This window comes from Pseudomonas sp. NFACC41-3 (genome assembly GCF_900109505.1).
Classification (GTDB): domain Bacteria; phylum Pseudomonadota; class Gammaproteobacteria; order Pseudomonadales; family Pseudomonadaceae; genus Aquipseudomonas; species Aquipseudomonas chlororaphis.
The window spans coordinates 287427-302911 of sequence record NZ_FOAE01000005.1; the positions used below are offsets into that span (position 1 = coordinate 287427).

14 protein-coding genes and 2 pseudogenes are annotated in these 15485 nt (G+C 57.8%); 5 read left to right on the forward strand and 11 right to left on the reverse strand.

The features are described 5' to 3' along the window. Positions 1-148: 148 nt before the first annotated feature. The 5 genes from BMY68_RS22860 to BMY68_RS22880 all read right to left on the reverse strand — a co-directional run bounded on the left by BMY68_RS22860 (position 149) and on the right by BMY68_RS22880 (position 6447). The gene (locus BMY68_RS22860; RefSeq protein ID WP_037004834.1) at positions 149-1468 is read right to left on the reverse strand and encodes an OmpP1/FadL family transporter; all 1320 of its coding nucleotides are present in this window, start codon (positions 1466-1468) and stop codon (positions 149-151) included. Positions 1469-1618: 150 nt separating this feature from the next. Continuing rightward, the gene (locus BMY68_RS22865; RefSeq protein ID WP_085534187.1) at positions 1619-3520 is read right to left on the reverse strand and encodes an acyl-CoA synthetase; all 1902 of its coding nucleotides are present in this window, start codon (positions 3518-3520) and stop codon (positions 1619-1621) included. Between the two features lie 2 nt (positions 3521-3522). Then, positions 3523-4479: a fumarylacetoacetate hydrolase family protein gene (locus BMY68_RS22870; protein WP_085534185.1), complete on the reverse strand. Its 957-nt coding sequence runs from the start codon at positions 4477-4479 to the stop codon at positions 3523-3525. A 175-nt stretch (positions 4480-4654) separates the two neighbouring features. After that, positions 4655-5746, reverse strand: a complete 1092-nt coding sequence (locus BMY68_RS22875; RefSeq protein ID WP_085534183.1) for a VOC family protein — start codon at positions 5744-5746, stop codon at positions 4655-4657. An 86-nt stretch (positions 5747-5832) separates the two neighbouring features. Next, positions 5833-6447: a TetR/AcrR family transcriptional regulator gene (locus BMY68_RS22880; protein WP_085534181.1), complete on the reverse strand. Its 615-nt coding sequence runs from the start codon at positions 6445-6447 to the stop codon at positions 5833-5835. A 363-nt stretch (positions 6448-6810) separates the two neighbouring features. Between BMY68_RS22880 and BMY68_RS22885 the strand changes: the two are divergent. Beyond that, positions 6811-7306 (forward strand): annotated as a pseudogene (locus BMY68_RS22885) (2,4-dienoyl-CoA reductase); the annotation flags it as partial. Between the two features lie 79 nt (positions 7307-7385). Here the strand turns inward: BMY68_RS22885 and BMY68_RS22890 are convergent. Genes BMY68_RS22890 through BMY68_RS29720 form a run of 3 tightly spaced genes read right to left on the reverse strand, consistent with a single transcriptional unit; the run spans position 7386 to position 9963 of the window. Next, positions 7386-8033, reverse strand: a complete 648-nt coding sequence (locus tag BMY68_RS22890) for a TetR/AcrR family transcriptional regulator (RefSeq protein ID WP_009044539.1) — start codon at positions 8031-8033, stop codon at positions 7386-7388. 1 nt (position 8034) lies between these two features. Next, entirely contained in the window at positions 8035-9693 is a 1659-nt protein-coding gene (locus BMY68_RS22895) for a bifunctional 3-(3-hydroxy-phenyl)propionate/3-hydroxycinnamic acid hydroxylase MhpA (RefSeq protein ID WP_085534179.1), read from the reverse strand. Between the two features lie 48 nt (positions 9694-9741). Further along, positions 9742-9963, reverse strand: coding sequence for a hypothetical protein (locus BMY68_RS29720; RefSeq protein WP_139214903.1), 222 nt, complete (start codon positions 9961-9963; stop codon positions 9742-9744). Positions 9964-10133: 170 nt separating this feature from the next. On the opposite strand from BMY68_RS29720, the gene BMY68_RS22900 reads away from it, so the two are divergent. After that, the gene (locus tag BMY68_RS22900; protein WP_239694123.1) at positions 10134-10565 is read left to right on the forward strand and encodes a winged helix-turn-helix domain-containing protein; all 432 of its coding nucleotides are present in this window, start codon (positions 10134-10136) and stop codon (positions 10563-10565) included. Between the two features lie 170 nt (positions 10566-10735). On the opposite strand, the gene BMY68_RS22905 is transcribed toward BMY68_RS22900, so the two are convergent. Beyond that, a complete protein-coding gene (locus BMY68_RS22905) occupies positions 10736-11470 on the reverse strand; it encodes an SDR family oxidoreductase (RefSeq protein WP_085534177.1) in 735 nt (244 codons plus the stop codon). 181 nt (positions 11471-11651) lie between these two features. Beyond that, positions 11652-12596 (reverse strand): helix-turn-helix domain-containing protein, encoded by a 945-nt coding sequence (locus tag BMY68_RS22910; RefSeq protein WP_085534175.1) that lies wholly within the window; start codon positions 12594-12596, stop codon positions 11652-11654. A gap of 287 nt (positions 12597-12883) precedes the next feature. Here BMY68_RS22910 and BMY68_RS22915 point away from each other — a divergent pair, with 287 nt between their 5' ends. The 3 genes from BMY68_RS22915 (at position 12884) to BMY68_RS22925 (ending at position 15081) form a co-directional block, all read left to right on the forward strand. Further along, positions 12884-13648 (forward strand): SDR family NAD(P)-dependent oxidoreductase, encoded by a 765-nt coding sequence (locus BMY68_RS22915; RefSeq protein WP_009044544.1) that lies wholly within the window; start codon positions 12884-12886, stop codon positions 13646-13648. 176 nt (positions 13649-13824) lie between these two features. Then, positions 13825-14082: an Atu4866 domain-containing protein gene (locus tag BMY68_RS22920; protein ID WP_085534173.1), complete on the forward strand. Its 258-nt coding sequence runs from the start codon at positions 13825-13827 to the stop codon at positions 14080-14082. Positions 14083-14163: 81 nt separating this feature from the next. Next, on the forward strand, positions 14164-15081 hold the full coding sequence (locus BMY68_RS22925) for an AraC family transcriptional regulator (RefSeq protein WP_085534422.1): 918 nt from the start codon (positions 14164-14166) through the stop codon (positions 15079-15081). 19 nt (positions 15082-15100) lie between these two features. Here BMY68_RS22925 and BMY68_RS22930 read toward each other — a convergent pair. Beyond that, a pseudogene (locus BMY68_RS22930) lies at positions 15101-15448 on the reverse strand (helix-turn-helix domain-containing protein); the annotation flags it as partial. Positions 15449-15485: the final 37 nt, after the last annotated feature.

The following is a 15485-nucleotide window of genomic DNA, read 5'->3' on the forward strand; positions in this document are numbered from 1 at the left end:
TGGTAAAGCACCTCGATCAGGCATGGCTACTAACGCCGTGGAACGCGTAGCGTCCGCCCGCTGTAAAGAGCCCCCATGACAGGTTCACTCATGGGCGCTGGAAAACCATTCAATCCATTCGCAGTGAAAATGCGCTGAGTCAGCGCGGTCAGTACCGATAGGTGGCCTGAACCGAAACGCCATTCGCACTATTGTTGTAGTTGGCACTGTATTCCGGTTGAAGACCTGAGTTGTTCGACTGCTTCACTGAAACTTTGGAATCCCAGAGATAGCCGTAGGCAAAGTCGATCGTCAGATCGGAATTCGGCGAATAAGCCCCCCCCAGGGTCACGGCCTGGCGATTCCCTACCGGAATGCGCACGCTGCGATCGGCGTTTCTGATCGGCGACGGATCATAGGCGTAGCCAGCGCGCAGCAGCCATTGCTGGTTCCACTGATAGGATGCGCCCACCGCCGTAGACCAGGTGTCACGCCAGTTCATTTCTTCGGTCATACGTCCCAGACCAGCCGCCTCGCCCAAGGGGGAAAGACCGCTGTTATTTGTCTCGACCTTCTCGATCCGGCTCCAACGTTTCCAGGTAGTCCCCAGGTATCCCGTCCAGCGATTATTGAAATGATGGGTGATGGACGTATCCACCGACTCGGGCATCGTGATGTCTATCTTGTTGTTGTAGTTTCCGTCCAGCGGGATAACGCTCGGGGAACCGGAAACCTCAGTATGCCCTTCGAGGTGATAAGCCACTTTTGAGTGATAGTTAATCCCCCAACTTGTCGCCTCACTCAAATCAAACAAGATGCCGAGATTGTAGCCAAGTGCCGTGTCATCACCTTTGAGAGTGACCTCCGTGTCTTGGCCGTTGTTCAGGGAGCCGGTGGCCAAGTCACTCTTAAGCTTTGCAGTGAAACGGTTGATGGTCGGTCCGCCACCAATGGACACGTAATCGTTGATCCGATAGGCAATAGTGGGCTGCAGGGTTACTTCCTTGGTCGTGCTATAGGAACCATGGTATCGGCCCTGGAAACTGTTTTCGTAGTCATTGATCAGACCACTGGGGGCATAAAGGCCCAGACCAATCGAAAAACGATCGTCAAGCGGCGTCGACATATAGACGAAGGGCACGACCCCCAAAGGTACCGAATCCCCTTTATTCGTTCCCGGGGCACTGCTCTGCGCATTACTGATGTCATCGCTCACCGAGATGACCGCTGCTCCGCCGGAAATCTCGGTACGCTTCAATTTGGTCAAGCCCGCAGGGTTGCCAAAGATGGTGCTGGCGTCCAGCGCGGAAGACGATCTTCCGGCATAAGCAGTTCCCGCGCTACTTGCACTTTGTTCGTTCAAGGCAATGCCATTGGCCCCGGAGCTTGTGGAAACGCCGAGTATCGCCACGGCACCTGCGAATCTAATCCAGGAAGACACTTCTCGCACCCCGGAGAGACACGGGGTTGCACGGTTGCTCAGTTTCATTTCCCACCTCGTATTGTTGTTATTGATTGGTGCGCAGGCAAAGCTTCGCCTTCCGGTGCACTTGCAAGTGCCGGTTGGAGTTGATCGAAGTTGTGAAAGGCCCTGACTGACTACTATCAGGGCCGAGGTGTCGAACTTACGAAGTCAGGATCAATTGAGCCACTCCACCTGGAAGCTGTAGCGACCTAAAAGAAGGGCCAGGGACTCTTGCTCTCGCCCGGCCCGGATGCAGGCGACCAGCCCACGTCGTTCATGCTGAATCACCTCTACAGCAACGTCCTTCAGACACATGTGCTCCACTTCCTGCCGAACTGTTCGGGCCACTTCGAGCTGCTGCAAGGCGGGCTTGAAGATTTTGCCAACCGCCGTCAATGGCAGTGCTTCGAGGATTTCGATCCGCTTGGGCACGGCTGCTCGCTCACTGATGTGGCGCTGAGCAAATTGCTCAAGTTCCTCGACGGAGCACTCGTGGTCCGGTCGCAATTGCACATAAGCGACCGGCACTTCACCCGAATGGGCGTCCGGGCTACCAACCGCAGCCGCCATAGCCACGGCTGGATGGGCTTGCAGTGCCTCTTCGATTTGCTTGGGATCGATATTGTGGCCACCGCGGATAATCAGCTCCTTTTTGCGCCCGGTCAGCCAGAAGTAGCCACGTTCATCCTGGCGACCCAGATCGCCGGTATTCAGCCAGCGCTGACCATCGATCTCGATCCAGACACCGCGGTTATGGCTTTGCTCGACGTAGCCCTCGAACAGGTTCGGACCCGTGATGGCGATCAGGCCCACTTCGTCGATGTCGGCGTCGCGCAAGTACTCACCAGCGTCATCGAGCATGACGGCGCGTATGTCCTGATAGGCAATCCGTATACCGATGGAGCCGATGTGGCGCTCGCCATGGGGTGGATTAACCGAGGAGACGCACGCGCCTTCCGTGAGTCCATAGCCTTCGAGGATCTTCACCCCGGTCCGGCTTTCAAATTCCCGGAAAAGTTCGATCGGCATCGGCGCGGCACCACACATGGCATACCGAAGGCTGGACAGGTCGCGGCCTTCCAGCCCGGTTTGCAACAGTGCGGAATAGACGGTTGGAACGCCAGAGAAGAAGTTGATGCCGAAGTGCTCGACCATCTCCCAGAAGCGGGGAATCACACCCTCGCCGCGATAACCGTTCGGAGTGCCGAGGATGACATGATCGCCTTGGGTCCAAGGCATCAGGCCGGTCACCAGCTGAGCGTTTACATGAAACAGCGGCAACCCACAAAAAATGACCTGGCCACGCCCAAGTGGTTGCATGTGCGCAGCCATGGCCCACGCATTGAAGACTTCCGCGCCATGGGTACGCATCGCGATCTTGGGCAGCCCGGTGGTACCGCCGGTACAGAAGTAAGAGGATCGATCCTCAGGGCGCAATTGCCGGCCGCTTTTCAGGTGCATGCCTGGCTGAGCATCCATTAGCGTCCGTAGCTCGTGGATCGTGGCCCCCTTGTGCAACTCACGTTCTTGCTTTGCAAGGGATGTAAGCAATACACGCTGAGTGACATCGACATAGGGCCCCATGTCCACCCAAACGACGTGCTTGATCTCGGGAAGTTGATCCAGTTGCGAGGCCAGCTTGGGCCACAGGTCACTGCCGGGCATCGGGGCGAGCGTTACCACCACACTGGCCTTGGCGGCCCGCAGCAAGGCCGCCATCTGTTTGGCCTCTTGCAGCGGATTAATCGCCATGACGACACCGGCCGCTTCCCCTCCCCAGATGGTGAAGTGGGTTTCCGGCAAGTTGGGCAGGATGAAAGCCAGCACTTCACCCGGCGTTATGCCCAGGTCGTGGAAGGCATTCGCCGCGCGGGTGATATCTTCGACGAGTTCGGCATAGCTCCAGCAGTGGGTGTTCCTGAAGCAGGTCGCGTCGGCGAAGAAACTCAATGCAGGCGCGTTGGGGTCAAGCTCGGCTGTGCGTGTCAGTGCTTCATAGGTGCTTGAAGCCAGGCCACGCTCCGCCAAAGGCACCTGCTCGATACTTTCAATGTCGTTCAGCGTTCGCACCATCATCGTCAGGCTTCCTCTACGACTCGGTTACGTTGCACGCCCAGATCAACGACACCATCGGCGCTGCGAATGCGCGCTTCGACGACGTCTCCGGGCTTGAGATATTGCGTGCGCCCTTCCTGCGCCTTGAGGAAAAGCTTCCACTTCGTTGCTTCTGGCATCAGGGCCGCAATGCGCTGTTTGGCGGGCGAAGGGATGGTCAGCGCGCATCCCGCCGGCGTACCGGTGGCGATCAGGTCACCCGGGGCGAAATCTTGAACAGAGGAGAATTCAGTCAGGGTTTCAGCGGGGCCATACACCAGGTTGGCCGTGCTGTCGCTTTGACGCACCTCGCCGTTGACCGTCAGGCGCAACTGCAATGCTTTCAGGTAATGCATGTGCTGAGCATCCAGCAGACAGAGGTAGGGGCCGACCGGACCAAAAGTACGGAAGCTCTTGCCCTTGTAGAACTGCATCTGAGGGATCTGAATGTCGCGTGCCGAGTAGTCGTTGACAATAACCACGCCCGCAATGAACTCATGCAGGTTGGCGTCGGTGACGGTCACCGGGCCGCTGATTGCGCGCTTCATCACGAGCCCAAGTTCGATCTCATAGTCAAGGAAGCGCACCTTGCGTGGCTTGATTAGCACGCTGTCAGCGGCCACCAGGCAACTGGTCGCCTTGGTGAACATCATGTTGTATTTCTTCGTATCCGGATCCATGCCCGACTCGATCATGTGCTGACGGTAGTTGGCGCCCTGGCAGATGAACTGTTGATTACGGGTCACCGGCGACAGCAGTTTCACTTTGTGCGCTTCGAGCTCAGTACCGTTCAGCCGAGCGAGGGCATCAATACTGTTCTGGCTGATGAAGTCACCCGTGGTATCGAAAAAGCCCGGGACGATCGTGATACGGTCTTGGCGCAATACGCCCCAGTGGATACCGTTCTCAAACTCAAAGCGGACTACGTGTACAGCAGACATTGAAGGTACTCCTGGAGCAATGTTTGTCCCGCACTCGATGGCGCGAGAACTGTGGTGTTGTTCTGAGTGTGGGCTGGCGACGCTGTCGATCAACGCGCCGCGGGCGATCAATGCAACGGCTTTGAGCACGTCTCGACGGCCCTGCCGTTTAGCGTTGTCCGACAGGACGGCCGCTCTACCCGAACATCCGCATCAGCGTGATCAACTTGCCAATCGTCAAGTCCGGGCTGCGCCGCAGGTTGCGGATCAGCGCTCGTACATTGCTGAAGCTCATCCTGGGTTTGGTAAAACTCTTGGGCATGCGCTGCCCCCACTGCGCCATTGCTTCGGGACTCACGGGATGGATGCCTGTAGGTTGTGTGGCGGTAAAAATATCCCCGTCGCAGTAGTGCTCGTGTTTGTCACCCCAAGGGTCTTGCCAGTAATCAAAGATCTGACTGCCCAGGATGTGCCGGCCGATTCCCCACGAGTGCTCCCACCCCCGCTCTCGCAGGACCCGTTGCCCCATGCCCACCGCATCTGCATCGACGACCTCATAGGCGCTATGGCTGTAGGTCGCCATGAACCCCTGCGCGATCGCGAGCGTATGGTGATCTGCCGGCCTGTCACCGAGATCAAGGCGCATGAAAGCGACGATGGGAGTGCCGTCGGGGAGCACTTGTACATCGCTGGGAATGAACCCGAAATGCCGGGTGTACCAGGCACAGGTCGCCTGATAGTCGGCCACTTCAATGACGACGTGACCCAGTTTGAGCACTTCAGGCGGCGTGATCGGCGGGCGCTGTGTGGCATTGATTCGCGGCTGCTCTTGCGCCAGATTCCAGGGAAGCGGAGCCCTATGTTCCAGGCGTTTACCGGGCGTCTGGCCGTAAACCGCTTCGACGATAAAGCCTGAAGGATCGGTCAGTCTGACGTAGTGCCCGCCGCCAGGATGCATCGAGGCATCGACCTTGGATGCACCTGGAATTTGCATCAGCTTTTCCAGATCCTTGAGCGATTCGACTGCCAGGCCGAAACCGACAAAACCCGGATTTTCCGAACGGTGCACGCGATAACAATAGGCCGTTGGCTCAGTGCCGCGCAGATACAGCGTTTCGGCGCTCTGATGGCTGGCGGTCAAACCGAAGTCAGTCAGAAACCGCGCGGCCTCATTCAAGTCCGGCCTTTGGAAGATCAGGTGCGTCAGACCTTGGGCCTTCACCGTCGGTTGCGGATGTCGGGCGGGCTGTGGCGTCGCCAACTGGGGCATTGCATTTCTGTTGTTCATTGTTCTTGTTATCCGGTTTTTTAGGGCAAAGCGGGTCCCTGAACCCCTGAAAACGCCAGGGGTTTTGTTGTGTGTCGTTACTGCGCTTAGTCGATCGGGGGAAGTACCGGCAACTCCATGGTCGCCAGCGCTCTGGCCTCCTCCAGAGGCACACCCAGGGACCGCAGCACGAACTCGGCCGTATCAGCGCCCGATTCGCGCCACGTTCTGTGCCCTTCCAGCACCAGGAAAATGGATCCGAGGACGCTGCTCGATATCAGCGTCAGGACAGAGAGCAATTGCTCTTGCTGAAACAGGTATCGACCGGTGGACCGTCCGCTCAGCAGATCCGTCGTCGCCTGGCTGCTGAACATTTCCCGCAGCGAAGCGTTGCTCATGGCGAACTTATGAATGAAGCCCCCCCAGTGGGAGTCTTCGTGAGCTCGACGGATGAAGAATCGTATGCCGTTGGCCAGTCGCTGAGCAGGATCAGAGAGGGAATCGAAGCTTTTGTTAACCCGTTCATGCATCTCTCTGGCGAGATGGCTGGCGACCGCCTCGAACAGGCCTTCCATGCTCTCGATGTTGCTATAAACCGTGCCGCGCGCCACCCCTGCCTCTTGCGCAAGGTCGAGGATGTTCACTTGAGCAGTGCCTTTTTCCGCGAACAGGCGAAAAGCGGCCTGGTGAATGCGACGTTGTGTTGGATTCAGGGTTTCCATAGTCTTTTCCCAAGATTGCCTTATGGACCAATTGAACACGCGTGTTCTATTGACGTCAATCTACTTTTTTACAACGAAAAGATATTTTTCGAATAAACACCCATAAAGACCCGCATTTAGCTTATCTAAAAAGTGATTTGCGAGAAAATCGGGGCATTTACAGTACCTGCGAATCAACTAAATTGAACATGCGTGTTCAGATCAGTATCAATGGGAGCATTCACTGGACAGTCATTCAAAGCCGTCTATCGATGAGTATTCCCAGGCCCAGGTAGACCGACACAGCGCGGGAATGACGTTTCTTCAGGGGCATCGCCCTTTTGAATGAAGACAGACCGCTTTTCGTTAACGGAAGGACAAGACATGACCGCCTCCAAGCTCTTTGAACCGCTTCGATTGCCCAATGGTGTAGTGATTCCCAATCGAATCGCCACGGCAGCCATGAGGAAAACCTTGCCAATGAGCATCACGCTCCCAGGGAAGCCTTGACCAGGCTTTATCGAGGCTGGGCAGAAGGTGGGGCTGGCCTGATCATCACGGGCAACGTGATGGTTGATCGCCACGCCTTGACCGGACCTGCGGGCGTGGTGCTTGAGGATGATCGCAACCTGCGCAATTTCCGGGTATGGGCCGATGCTTGCCGCAGTCGCGGGGCTCAAGCCTGGATGCAGATTAATCATCCCGGACGACAGCTATTGGCTTCGATGGGACGCCAAGGCGGTCGACCTGGTCGAGTTGTCGGGCGGCAGCTACGAAAGCCCGGCGATGCAGGGGCAGACCCTGCGATGGCAGCAGCCTGGCTCGAGAGGCCTATTTTCTGGAATTCGCGGAGAGGATCGGAAAAATCGCCGACATGCCGCCAACTAAAATCCCGACGCCAGGCCAAGCATTATCGGCAATGGATTAATAACGCCTGATCGATCAAGCATGAGCCAAGATCAGGTGGGTAGTGGCTTTGCGGCGATTTTCCGGGCTTTGGTGCGCGTCACGCCCAAGGCCTGGAGAACCATTTCGGCGACCCGCACATCATGCTCCACCGCTGCGCGTCCCTCGACAACTGAGCGCATCGCTCCGGTGGTGCATGACAACACCAAATCCAGGGCGATCCCCTCATCCTCATAAGCAAAAATCCCCGCCTGTAACCCCTCACGCAAATCACCCAAGACATGAGTAGCCAATCGCGAGCGCATGGCCTGATCGAAATGGATGATGCGTAGCAACGCATTCGCCCATTGGTGATCAGCATCGGCCCGACACACAAACATGCGTACGCCAATCGAAAGCCGCTGCGCTCCACACTGAACATCCGCGCTCAAGACGGTAATGGCGTCGGAGAACTCGGAGGCCATGGCAATGCCTACCGCTTCGAGGACTTCGTCACGTGTTCGGAAATAGTTGTAGATGGTGCCGTTGGATACGGCTGCTTCGGCGGCGACTTCGAACAATCCGATATCCCCCACCTCTTTGCGTGCAATAAGTCGCAATGCCGCGTCTACAAGGCCGCGACGGGTGCGCTCACGCTTTTTGTGCCCCCTGGTGAGAGGCTCTGGCACAGCAGTTTCCAAAGGAGGTGTGGGGCTAGGCATGTCAGGCTCGTAATCTAATGGGCTCGCTGATGGTAATGGAAGCGCTGTCTGAAATGGCGCCATCATTCATTAACAGCCCCTGGCACTCCCGAAGTAGCCGGCCTGCTTCTGTGCCAGGAGCGTGGTGCATGATGATACGGTCAGGACGAACGGCGACCAGTGTTGCTTTGGCAGCCAGCGGCAGGATCTCATGGTTCATGTCTTCGATGAAGTCACAGCTGCCGCCGGAGCGTTGGCCGCGGGGTCTGACCTCCAGGAAGTGACCGCCCATTTTTTCCCAGGCAACGATCTGATCAGTGGTGAGCAGTGACAACGGGTCAACACCGAATCCAACCAGGGTCAGGTTGTCTCCCAATGCATCGTCGCTCAGCTTGATCTGCTTTTGCAGGGTGCGAATCCAGGCTTGGTGAAACAGGCTGCCGCGTACCAGCTTGTCACCCCGGCGATGCTGCACGAACAGGCCTTGCTTGAAGATGTTCTTCGGCTTGATGTCCAACTGCTCGAAGTACCTTCTGGTCGAGGGAGTCAACCCCAGCATGCGCATCAGGCCGTGGATGAAGAACGCCGCGACCTTGTTCTTGGGCATCACCAGCCGACCCATGAGTTTCGCCAGATTGATCATCGCCTGGGCATGCGGGCGGCGCTCTGTGTCATAGGTTTCGAGTATCGCGGGCGAGGCGTGGCCACGAAGAACCCAAGCCAGCTTCCAGGCCAGGTTGGCACCATCACGAAGGCCCGCTACGAGACCTTGCCCGACGAACGGAGGGGTGATGTGTGCGGCGTCGCCGACGAGGAACGTACGTCCCTTGCTGAATCGGTTGCAGCAACGCGCGTGGAATCGATACACCGCCTTGCGTTCGATTTCCAGCTCCAACGGATTGACCCATGGCGCAATGAGCCGGGCGATGCTTTCCGGGCTTTCCAGTTCCTCCCGGGATTCGCCGGGTTGCAGCATGAATTCCCAGCGCTCCCTTCCACCGGGGGCGGGCATGTGCGGCGTGGGCCGCCGCGGATCACAGATAAACTCAATGTGATCAATGGCTGACTGATGCCGGTTCTTGGCATCGACGATTAGCCAATCCTCTGCGTAGGTTTGTCCTTCGAACTCCTGGCCGATCAGCGCTCTGACCCTGGAACTGGCGCCGTCCGCACCGATCAGGTACTGGGCCCGAACAGAATGCGAGTGCCCCTCTTGATCCCTTACGGTGGCGACCACGCACTCCGCTTCCTCGACCAGACTCTCCAGCTCGAAACCACCCAGGCTGCTCACTGATTTCAGCCGGGAAACCTGGCCACGCATCGCGCGTTCGAGATCGGGTTGATAGAACGTCACAAGCTTGGGATGGCCGTCGATACATCCCTCGGTATTGGCTCGCCCAAATTGCCCGAGGACCGGAGAGTGCATCTTCACTTCCGCGATAACGATCTTCTCGAAAGCCTCCTCAGACAATCCGGCGAGTTGCAGGATGCGCAGGGCCTCGTTGTCCAGCGCAATGGCACGAGGCATCAGTACGATTTCATGGAGCTTGTCCACCACCAGGGTCGTAACCCCATAGCGGCCGAGCAGCGCCGCGATTGTCGCACCTACCGGACCGTTACCGATGACCAGGACATCGACGATGGAGGAAGGCAATTCGGAGATTTTCTTGTTGTTGTTCATTTCGAGCCCTTGTTGTGATTGAAGTCGTGAGGCGCACAGGTCTCATCGTCAGGCAGAGTCAAGGTATGCAATATTGATAAATATTTCAATATTGATGTTTTTGTCATTATTTTTGAGATCATTGAAAAGCCGTGATGAGGCCGGACAAACCAGCTGAAGTGCCAGGCGTGACTGGCCGCGTCCTGGTGAAGAAGGCTCGTGGCGTGAAGTTTTGCACGTGCCAGTTTCCGACCGACGACGCTTGGTTTCAGGGCCGATCAGCGTTGTCATGGGAGCAACGGCCCAGGCCTGCTGAGCGTGACCGCAGTGGCCTGCCCCTGGACTGCAGAGCCGTCTGCGCAAGAGAACGGATCGCCAGGATCAGGAAGTCCGGCATCGTTTTCCAACAACCAACCCCATTCGAATCTTCCATCGCACCACCCTGTCTTTAGGAATCAACCGTGGCACGTCCGCAACCTCATCCGCCCCCCGTCCTGCTTGACTTCGGCGGGTTCGAACTCGACGAAGCCAACGCTTGCTTGATGCGTGAAGGGCAAGCGGTGGCGGTGGCGCCGACCCCTTTCCTATTGTTATGCGTGCTCGCACGCCAGCCGGGGTCGCTGGTGTCCAAAGACGCCTTGCTGGATGCCGTGTGGGGGCATCGGTTTGTCAGCGATTCAGTCCTGAAGACAGCCATCAGCGATCTGCGCAAGGTGTTGGCCGACAACCCCAGGCATCCCCGTTTTATTGAGACGGTGTCGCGGCGCGGCTATCGCTTTATCTCTGTATCGCCCTCTCCCGCTCGTGCGCAATCTGTCCTCCGGGATCGGCACCTGCGAGGAACTGATGCGGGAGCAGGTATGGCTCACACAATCTCGGGCTCTCGACGTTGACGAGGCGGTAGAACCTCCTTATTCGTTGCGACACGCGCTGTTACTGGCAGGCGATTACGACGCCGCACACCTTGAATTGCAGGAAGCCTTCCGGGTAGGAGAGGAGCTGGGTGAACGCGTATACCTGGGGCTTTTTCGTTTCTGGGGTCTGCGATTTTTACCCCGCCCTTTCAGTGTGGACTGGCAGTCGGACGAACCACAATCTCACTCACATCCACATCGTCGGGCTGTTCGATGGCATAGGCGAGCGCCCGCGCAATGGCGTCTGCGTTGAGCGCGACACGCCGAAAGGCTTTCATTTCCTCGCGTGCCACCTCATCGGAAATCGTATCGGCCAGTTCGGACTCGACGACGCCCGGGCACACTACCGTGACCCGGATCTTGTCCGTTTCCTGCCGCAGACCATCGGAGATAGCCCTGACCGCAAATTTGGTCGCGCAGTACACCGCGGCTGTCGGAGAAACCGCGAGGCCGCCGATTGAGGAAATATTGATGATCTGGCCGAACCCTTGTGCCTCCATGTCCGGCAAGACGGCGGCAATACCGTGCAGCACGCCGCGTACATTGACATCGAGCATCTGGTTCCACTCGTTGACCTTCAACGAGGTCAAGGGTGACAGGGGCATCACGCCTGCGTTGTTGATGATCACATCGACCTTGCCGTGTTGCCCCTTGGCGAACGCAACGAACGCCTGCATGGATTCCAGATCCGTAACGTCCAGTGCGCAGGCACTTGCCGAGCCTCCTTCGGCCTGGATCTCGCTGACAAGTTTGTCCAGACGCTCGGTACGGCGGGCACCGAGGACCACATGGGCACCTTTGGCGGCGATCAGCCTGGCCGCCGCTTCGCCAATACCACTGCTTGCACCGGTAATCAGGACGACTTTGTTTTGAATGTTCGACATATCCGTAGCTCCTGCTGTAAGCATTGAGGTTCAGCACCGACCGCTGAAGACGCGGGCGTTGCTGCGGGGTACGTCGAAAAGATTAAGGGCACAGGCCTGCTCGATGCGTGCCAAAACCTGCGCAGCTTTTGCCTATTCGTGTCTGTGTGCATCGCCCGCAAAACGTGTGACACAACGGCAGTCAACCGCCACGGAACTCGCTGGGCGTTACACCCACCTCACGACGAAACACCTGGGAGAAGTGACTGGGGCTTGAATAGCCGACCTCCAGCCCGACGTCGATGATGCTAAGCCGGGTTTCCAGCAACAAGTGCCGCGCACGAACCATGCGCAAGCGAATGAAGTACTGCGACGGCGACAGTCCCGTCGCACGCTTGAACAGGCGGCTGAAGTGGTACTCGCTCAGCTCGGCCAGCCTGGCCAGTTTTGCCAGGCTGAATTCAGCGCCCAGATCCGCACTCATGGCGTCAGTGACTGTGCGCAGCTTGTAGGCTTGCAAGGCGTTGACCCGACGTCCGGTCCAGGCCTCGGCGCGATAGCTGCGCACCAGATGTACGGCCAGCGCCTGTGCCAGAGAACGGGCGAAAAGAGCGCTAGGCGAGCGTTCCAGAACCAGTTCAGTGCGCAACTGCTCCATGACAAACGCGACGCAGCCGTCACGTGCCCCTGAAATATCGCGCAAACGCACAGGTCCGGCGTGCTCACCCCACAGCTCTCGCGACGCTAGCTCAATCAGCGGCAGCCCCAGATAAAGGTGCATGACTTCGAAGGTATCGCCCCCGTGAGTCTGCCAGCGCATTTCATACGGCTCATCGGAACTTGTGAGGAAAAAATCGCCGGCGCAGACCTCTGCCGCAGTCCACTCCCCGCCCAGTACGCGCTCCTCCACCCTCGCCGCCCCCGCCAGAACCAACACCAGCAGCGGCTCCACCACCGCAGGTACGAGAATGGGTTCAATGACGCTGCGATGGGTAAACAGCTGAATCACAATGTCCTTGATTTCCGGGCGCGGCGGTAAATCCTGCGGCTCGCCTGGCAGGTATTCACGCATGGACTGCCCTGTGATGCGCAAGTCCTGGCTGGATGTCGACCCTTGTTCCAGGGACGTTCGCCCGGTGTTTGCCATGAACACGTCCTTTTCATATTCGGCTGTGCAAAGCCAGACAGGTTTCCAGACGCTGCCCGAACTCCGCACGACGGAGACCGGATCGATGATATCGGGCTTTTCCCGCTGGCTGAACCGAGCAGCGAACCGTCCTCACTGATATTCGGCGCAAAACCCCGACATCGTGGGCAATCTCACGAAAGCTGACTTCGCCTCGCTGCGAGACAGTAGGCCCGTCGCCGATGACAAGCGCCTTGTGGGCGCCGACACGGCTTATCCCCTACTCGATCACAACGCTGGAGAACATCATGACCGATATCAAGAACAGCACGCCAAACGAAGTGGCAGGTAAAGTCGCTCTGGTCACTGGCGCGGCCAGTGGCATCGGCAAGGCCATCGCACTGCTGCTGCATGCCCGCGGCGCCAAGGTCATCGCCGAAGATATAAACCCTGAGGTGGAAGCGCTGGCCCGCCCTGGCCTGGTACCTCTGGTGGCCGACATCACTCAGGACGGCGCCGCCGAGCGCGCGGTCGCTTTGGCCGTCGAGCAATTCGGCCGGCTGGACATTCTGGTCAATAACGCCGGCATCATCATCAACAAGCTGGTCATCGACATGACTCGCGAAGACTGGGAACGCATTCAGGCGGTCAATGCTACGGCGGCATTCCTGCATAGTCGCGAAGCGGTCAAAGCGATGATGCCCAATAAATCCGGCTCGATCGTCAACATCGCGTCCTACGCCTCCTACTTCGCCTTCCCCACCATTGCCGCCTATACCGCCTCTAAAGGCGCGCTTGCCCAACTGACGCGCACCCTGGCGCTTGAGGTCATTGGCCACGGCATCCGCGTCAATGCCGTGGGTGTGGGGGATGTGGTGACCAACATCCTCAACAATGTGGTCAACGATGGCCCGGCATTTCTCGCCCAACATGGCGAAGCCGCACCGATCGGCCGCGCCGCACAACCGGAAGAAATCGCCGAACTGGTCGCGTTCATCTCCTCGGATCGTGCCAGCTTCATGGTCGGTTCGGTGGTTATGGCAGACGGCGGCATGACCGTCACGGCCGGCTGAGCCACCGGAGGAAGGAGCCGCCGGACATGCTCGGCAAGCCCGAGAGGATCAGGCAAATCTGCGACAGTTTCGTCCTAACACCGCTCCGCTCGGCTACGTAATCTGAAAGTACGCAACGGATGCAGACACAGGCCACGGCAGGCCACTCAGATGACAACGTCAATGAGGACTGAACAATGAAAAATGCCAACCAAGCCACTCCTGATCTTCGTTACGCAGGTATGTGGGTCACCGCCGATGGCTTCATCCGTCACGAGCTTCTGGCGACTGGGCGTTACGACGAGGCCCGTGGTAAAAACAAGAGCGCCTATCAAGGCCGCTACGAAATGGTGGGGGACTACATCCAGTACTGGGACGATAGCGGCTTCACCGCCGATGGGCACTTTCATGACGATGTGTTGTATCACGCCGGCATGATTCTTTATCGGCAATGAGCAATTTAAAGATATCGGGGGAATATCGTCTGCCTGGAAGGCCCCAGGCAGACGCTCATGAACACTTGTGAGAACCTTGAAATGGAACAGAGCGATGCTTTCATCCTTCAGAACACAGCCATCTACCGTGACGAACTGGTTCGCTTGCTGACGCAACGGTTTACCACACCCGGGATATATGAGACCGCGATAGCGCCCCTGCATGTCATTCGTTTTGACGCACCTTCGCAGCTTATCCATACCGTCCACAAGCCGGCACTTTGCCTGATCGTGCAAGGACAAAAAGAAATCGGTCTGGGTGACGACCGTTATCTGTACGACCCGCTCAGTTACCTGGTGGTATCGGTGACACTTCCAGTTTCCGGGCGCGTCCTGATGGCCAGCCCGGATGCGCCCTACCTGTGTATCCGTTTTGATTTCGAGGCCACGGAAATCGCTCAGGTCATCGCCGATGCGCCCCCGACGGGCGTCCCGGCCGAGCCGGAGCTTGGCCTTTTCCTTGAGAAAGTCGATGTACCCCTGCTGGAAACAATGCTTCGGCTGGTACGACTGCTGGAAACACCGAAAGATATCGGCATGCTGGCCCCGCTCGCCCTGCGGGAGCTGTATTACCGCCTCCTGAGAGGCGTACATGGACGTCGTCTGTATGAGCTTGCTCTCGGTGATTCACAAACGCGACGGGTAACGCGGGCCATCGATTGGTTGAACAACCACTACGCCCAACCCTTACGCATCGAAGAACTTGCACGAGTAGCCAATTTGGGCAGCTCTACGTTGCATCATCGTTTCAAGGCAGTGACGGCCATGAGTCCGCTGCAGTATCAGAAACAACTCCGTCTGCAGGAAGCACGCCGTCTGTTACTCGGCGAGGGACTGGATGTGGCGAGTGCCTGCTATCGAGTGGGCTACGAAAGCCCATCGCAATTCAGCCGAGAGTACAGTCGCCAGTTCGGGTGTCCGCCATCTAGAGATACCAACCGAGTTCGCCGCCCTGCGTGAAAGTTTCGCTCACTGACATATGCGGTGTGGACACAAAGCCGCAAACATACGCCAGCTCAACGATCGACAAGAAGGTTTGCTTGAGCAGTTGTCGCGCGCGAATAAGCCGTAACCTCAAGTAGTAGCGCGACGGCGTGCATTGCAGGTATTTCTTGAACAACCGCTCCAGCTGTCGACGTGACAGATCGATGCATTCAGCCAGGTGATCCAGGTCTATCGGCTCCTCGATATTTGCCTCCATCAAGGCAACGACTTCTTGCAGCTTGGGCTGATGAGTACCGACCACATGTTTGAGCGGCACGCGCTGATGGTCCTGCTCGTTGCGGATGCGCTCGTAGACAAACATTTCGGAGATGGCGGCGGATAGATTAAGTCGTACCCTCGGCCACGGCGGAGGTCGATGA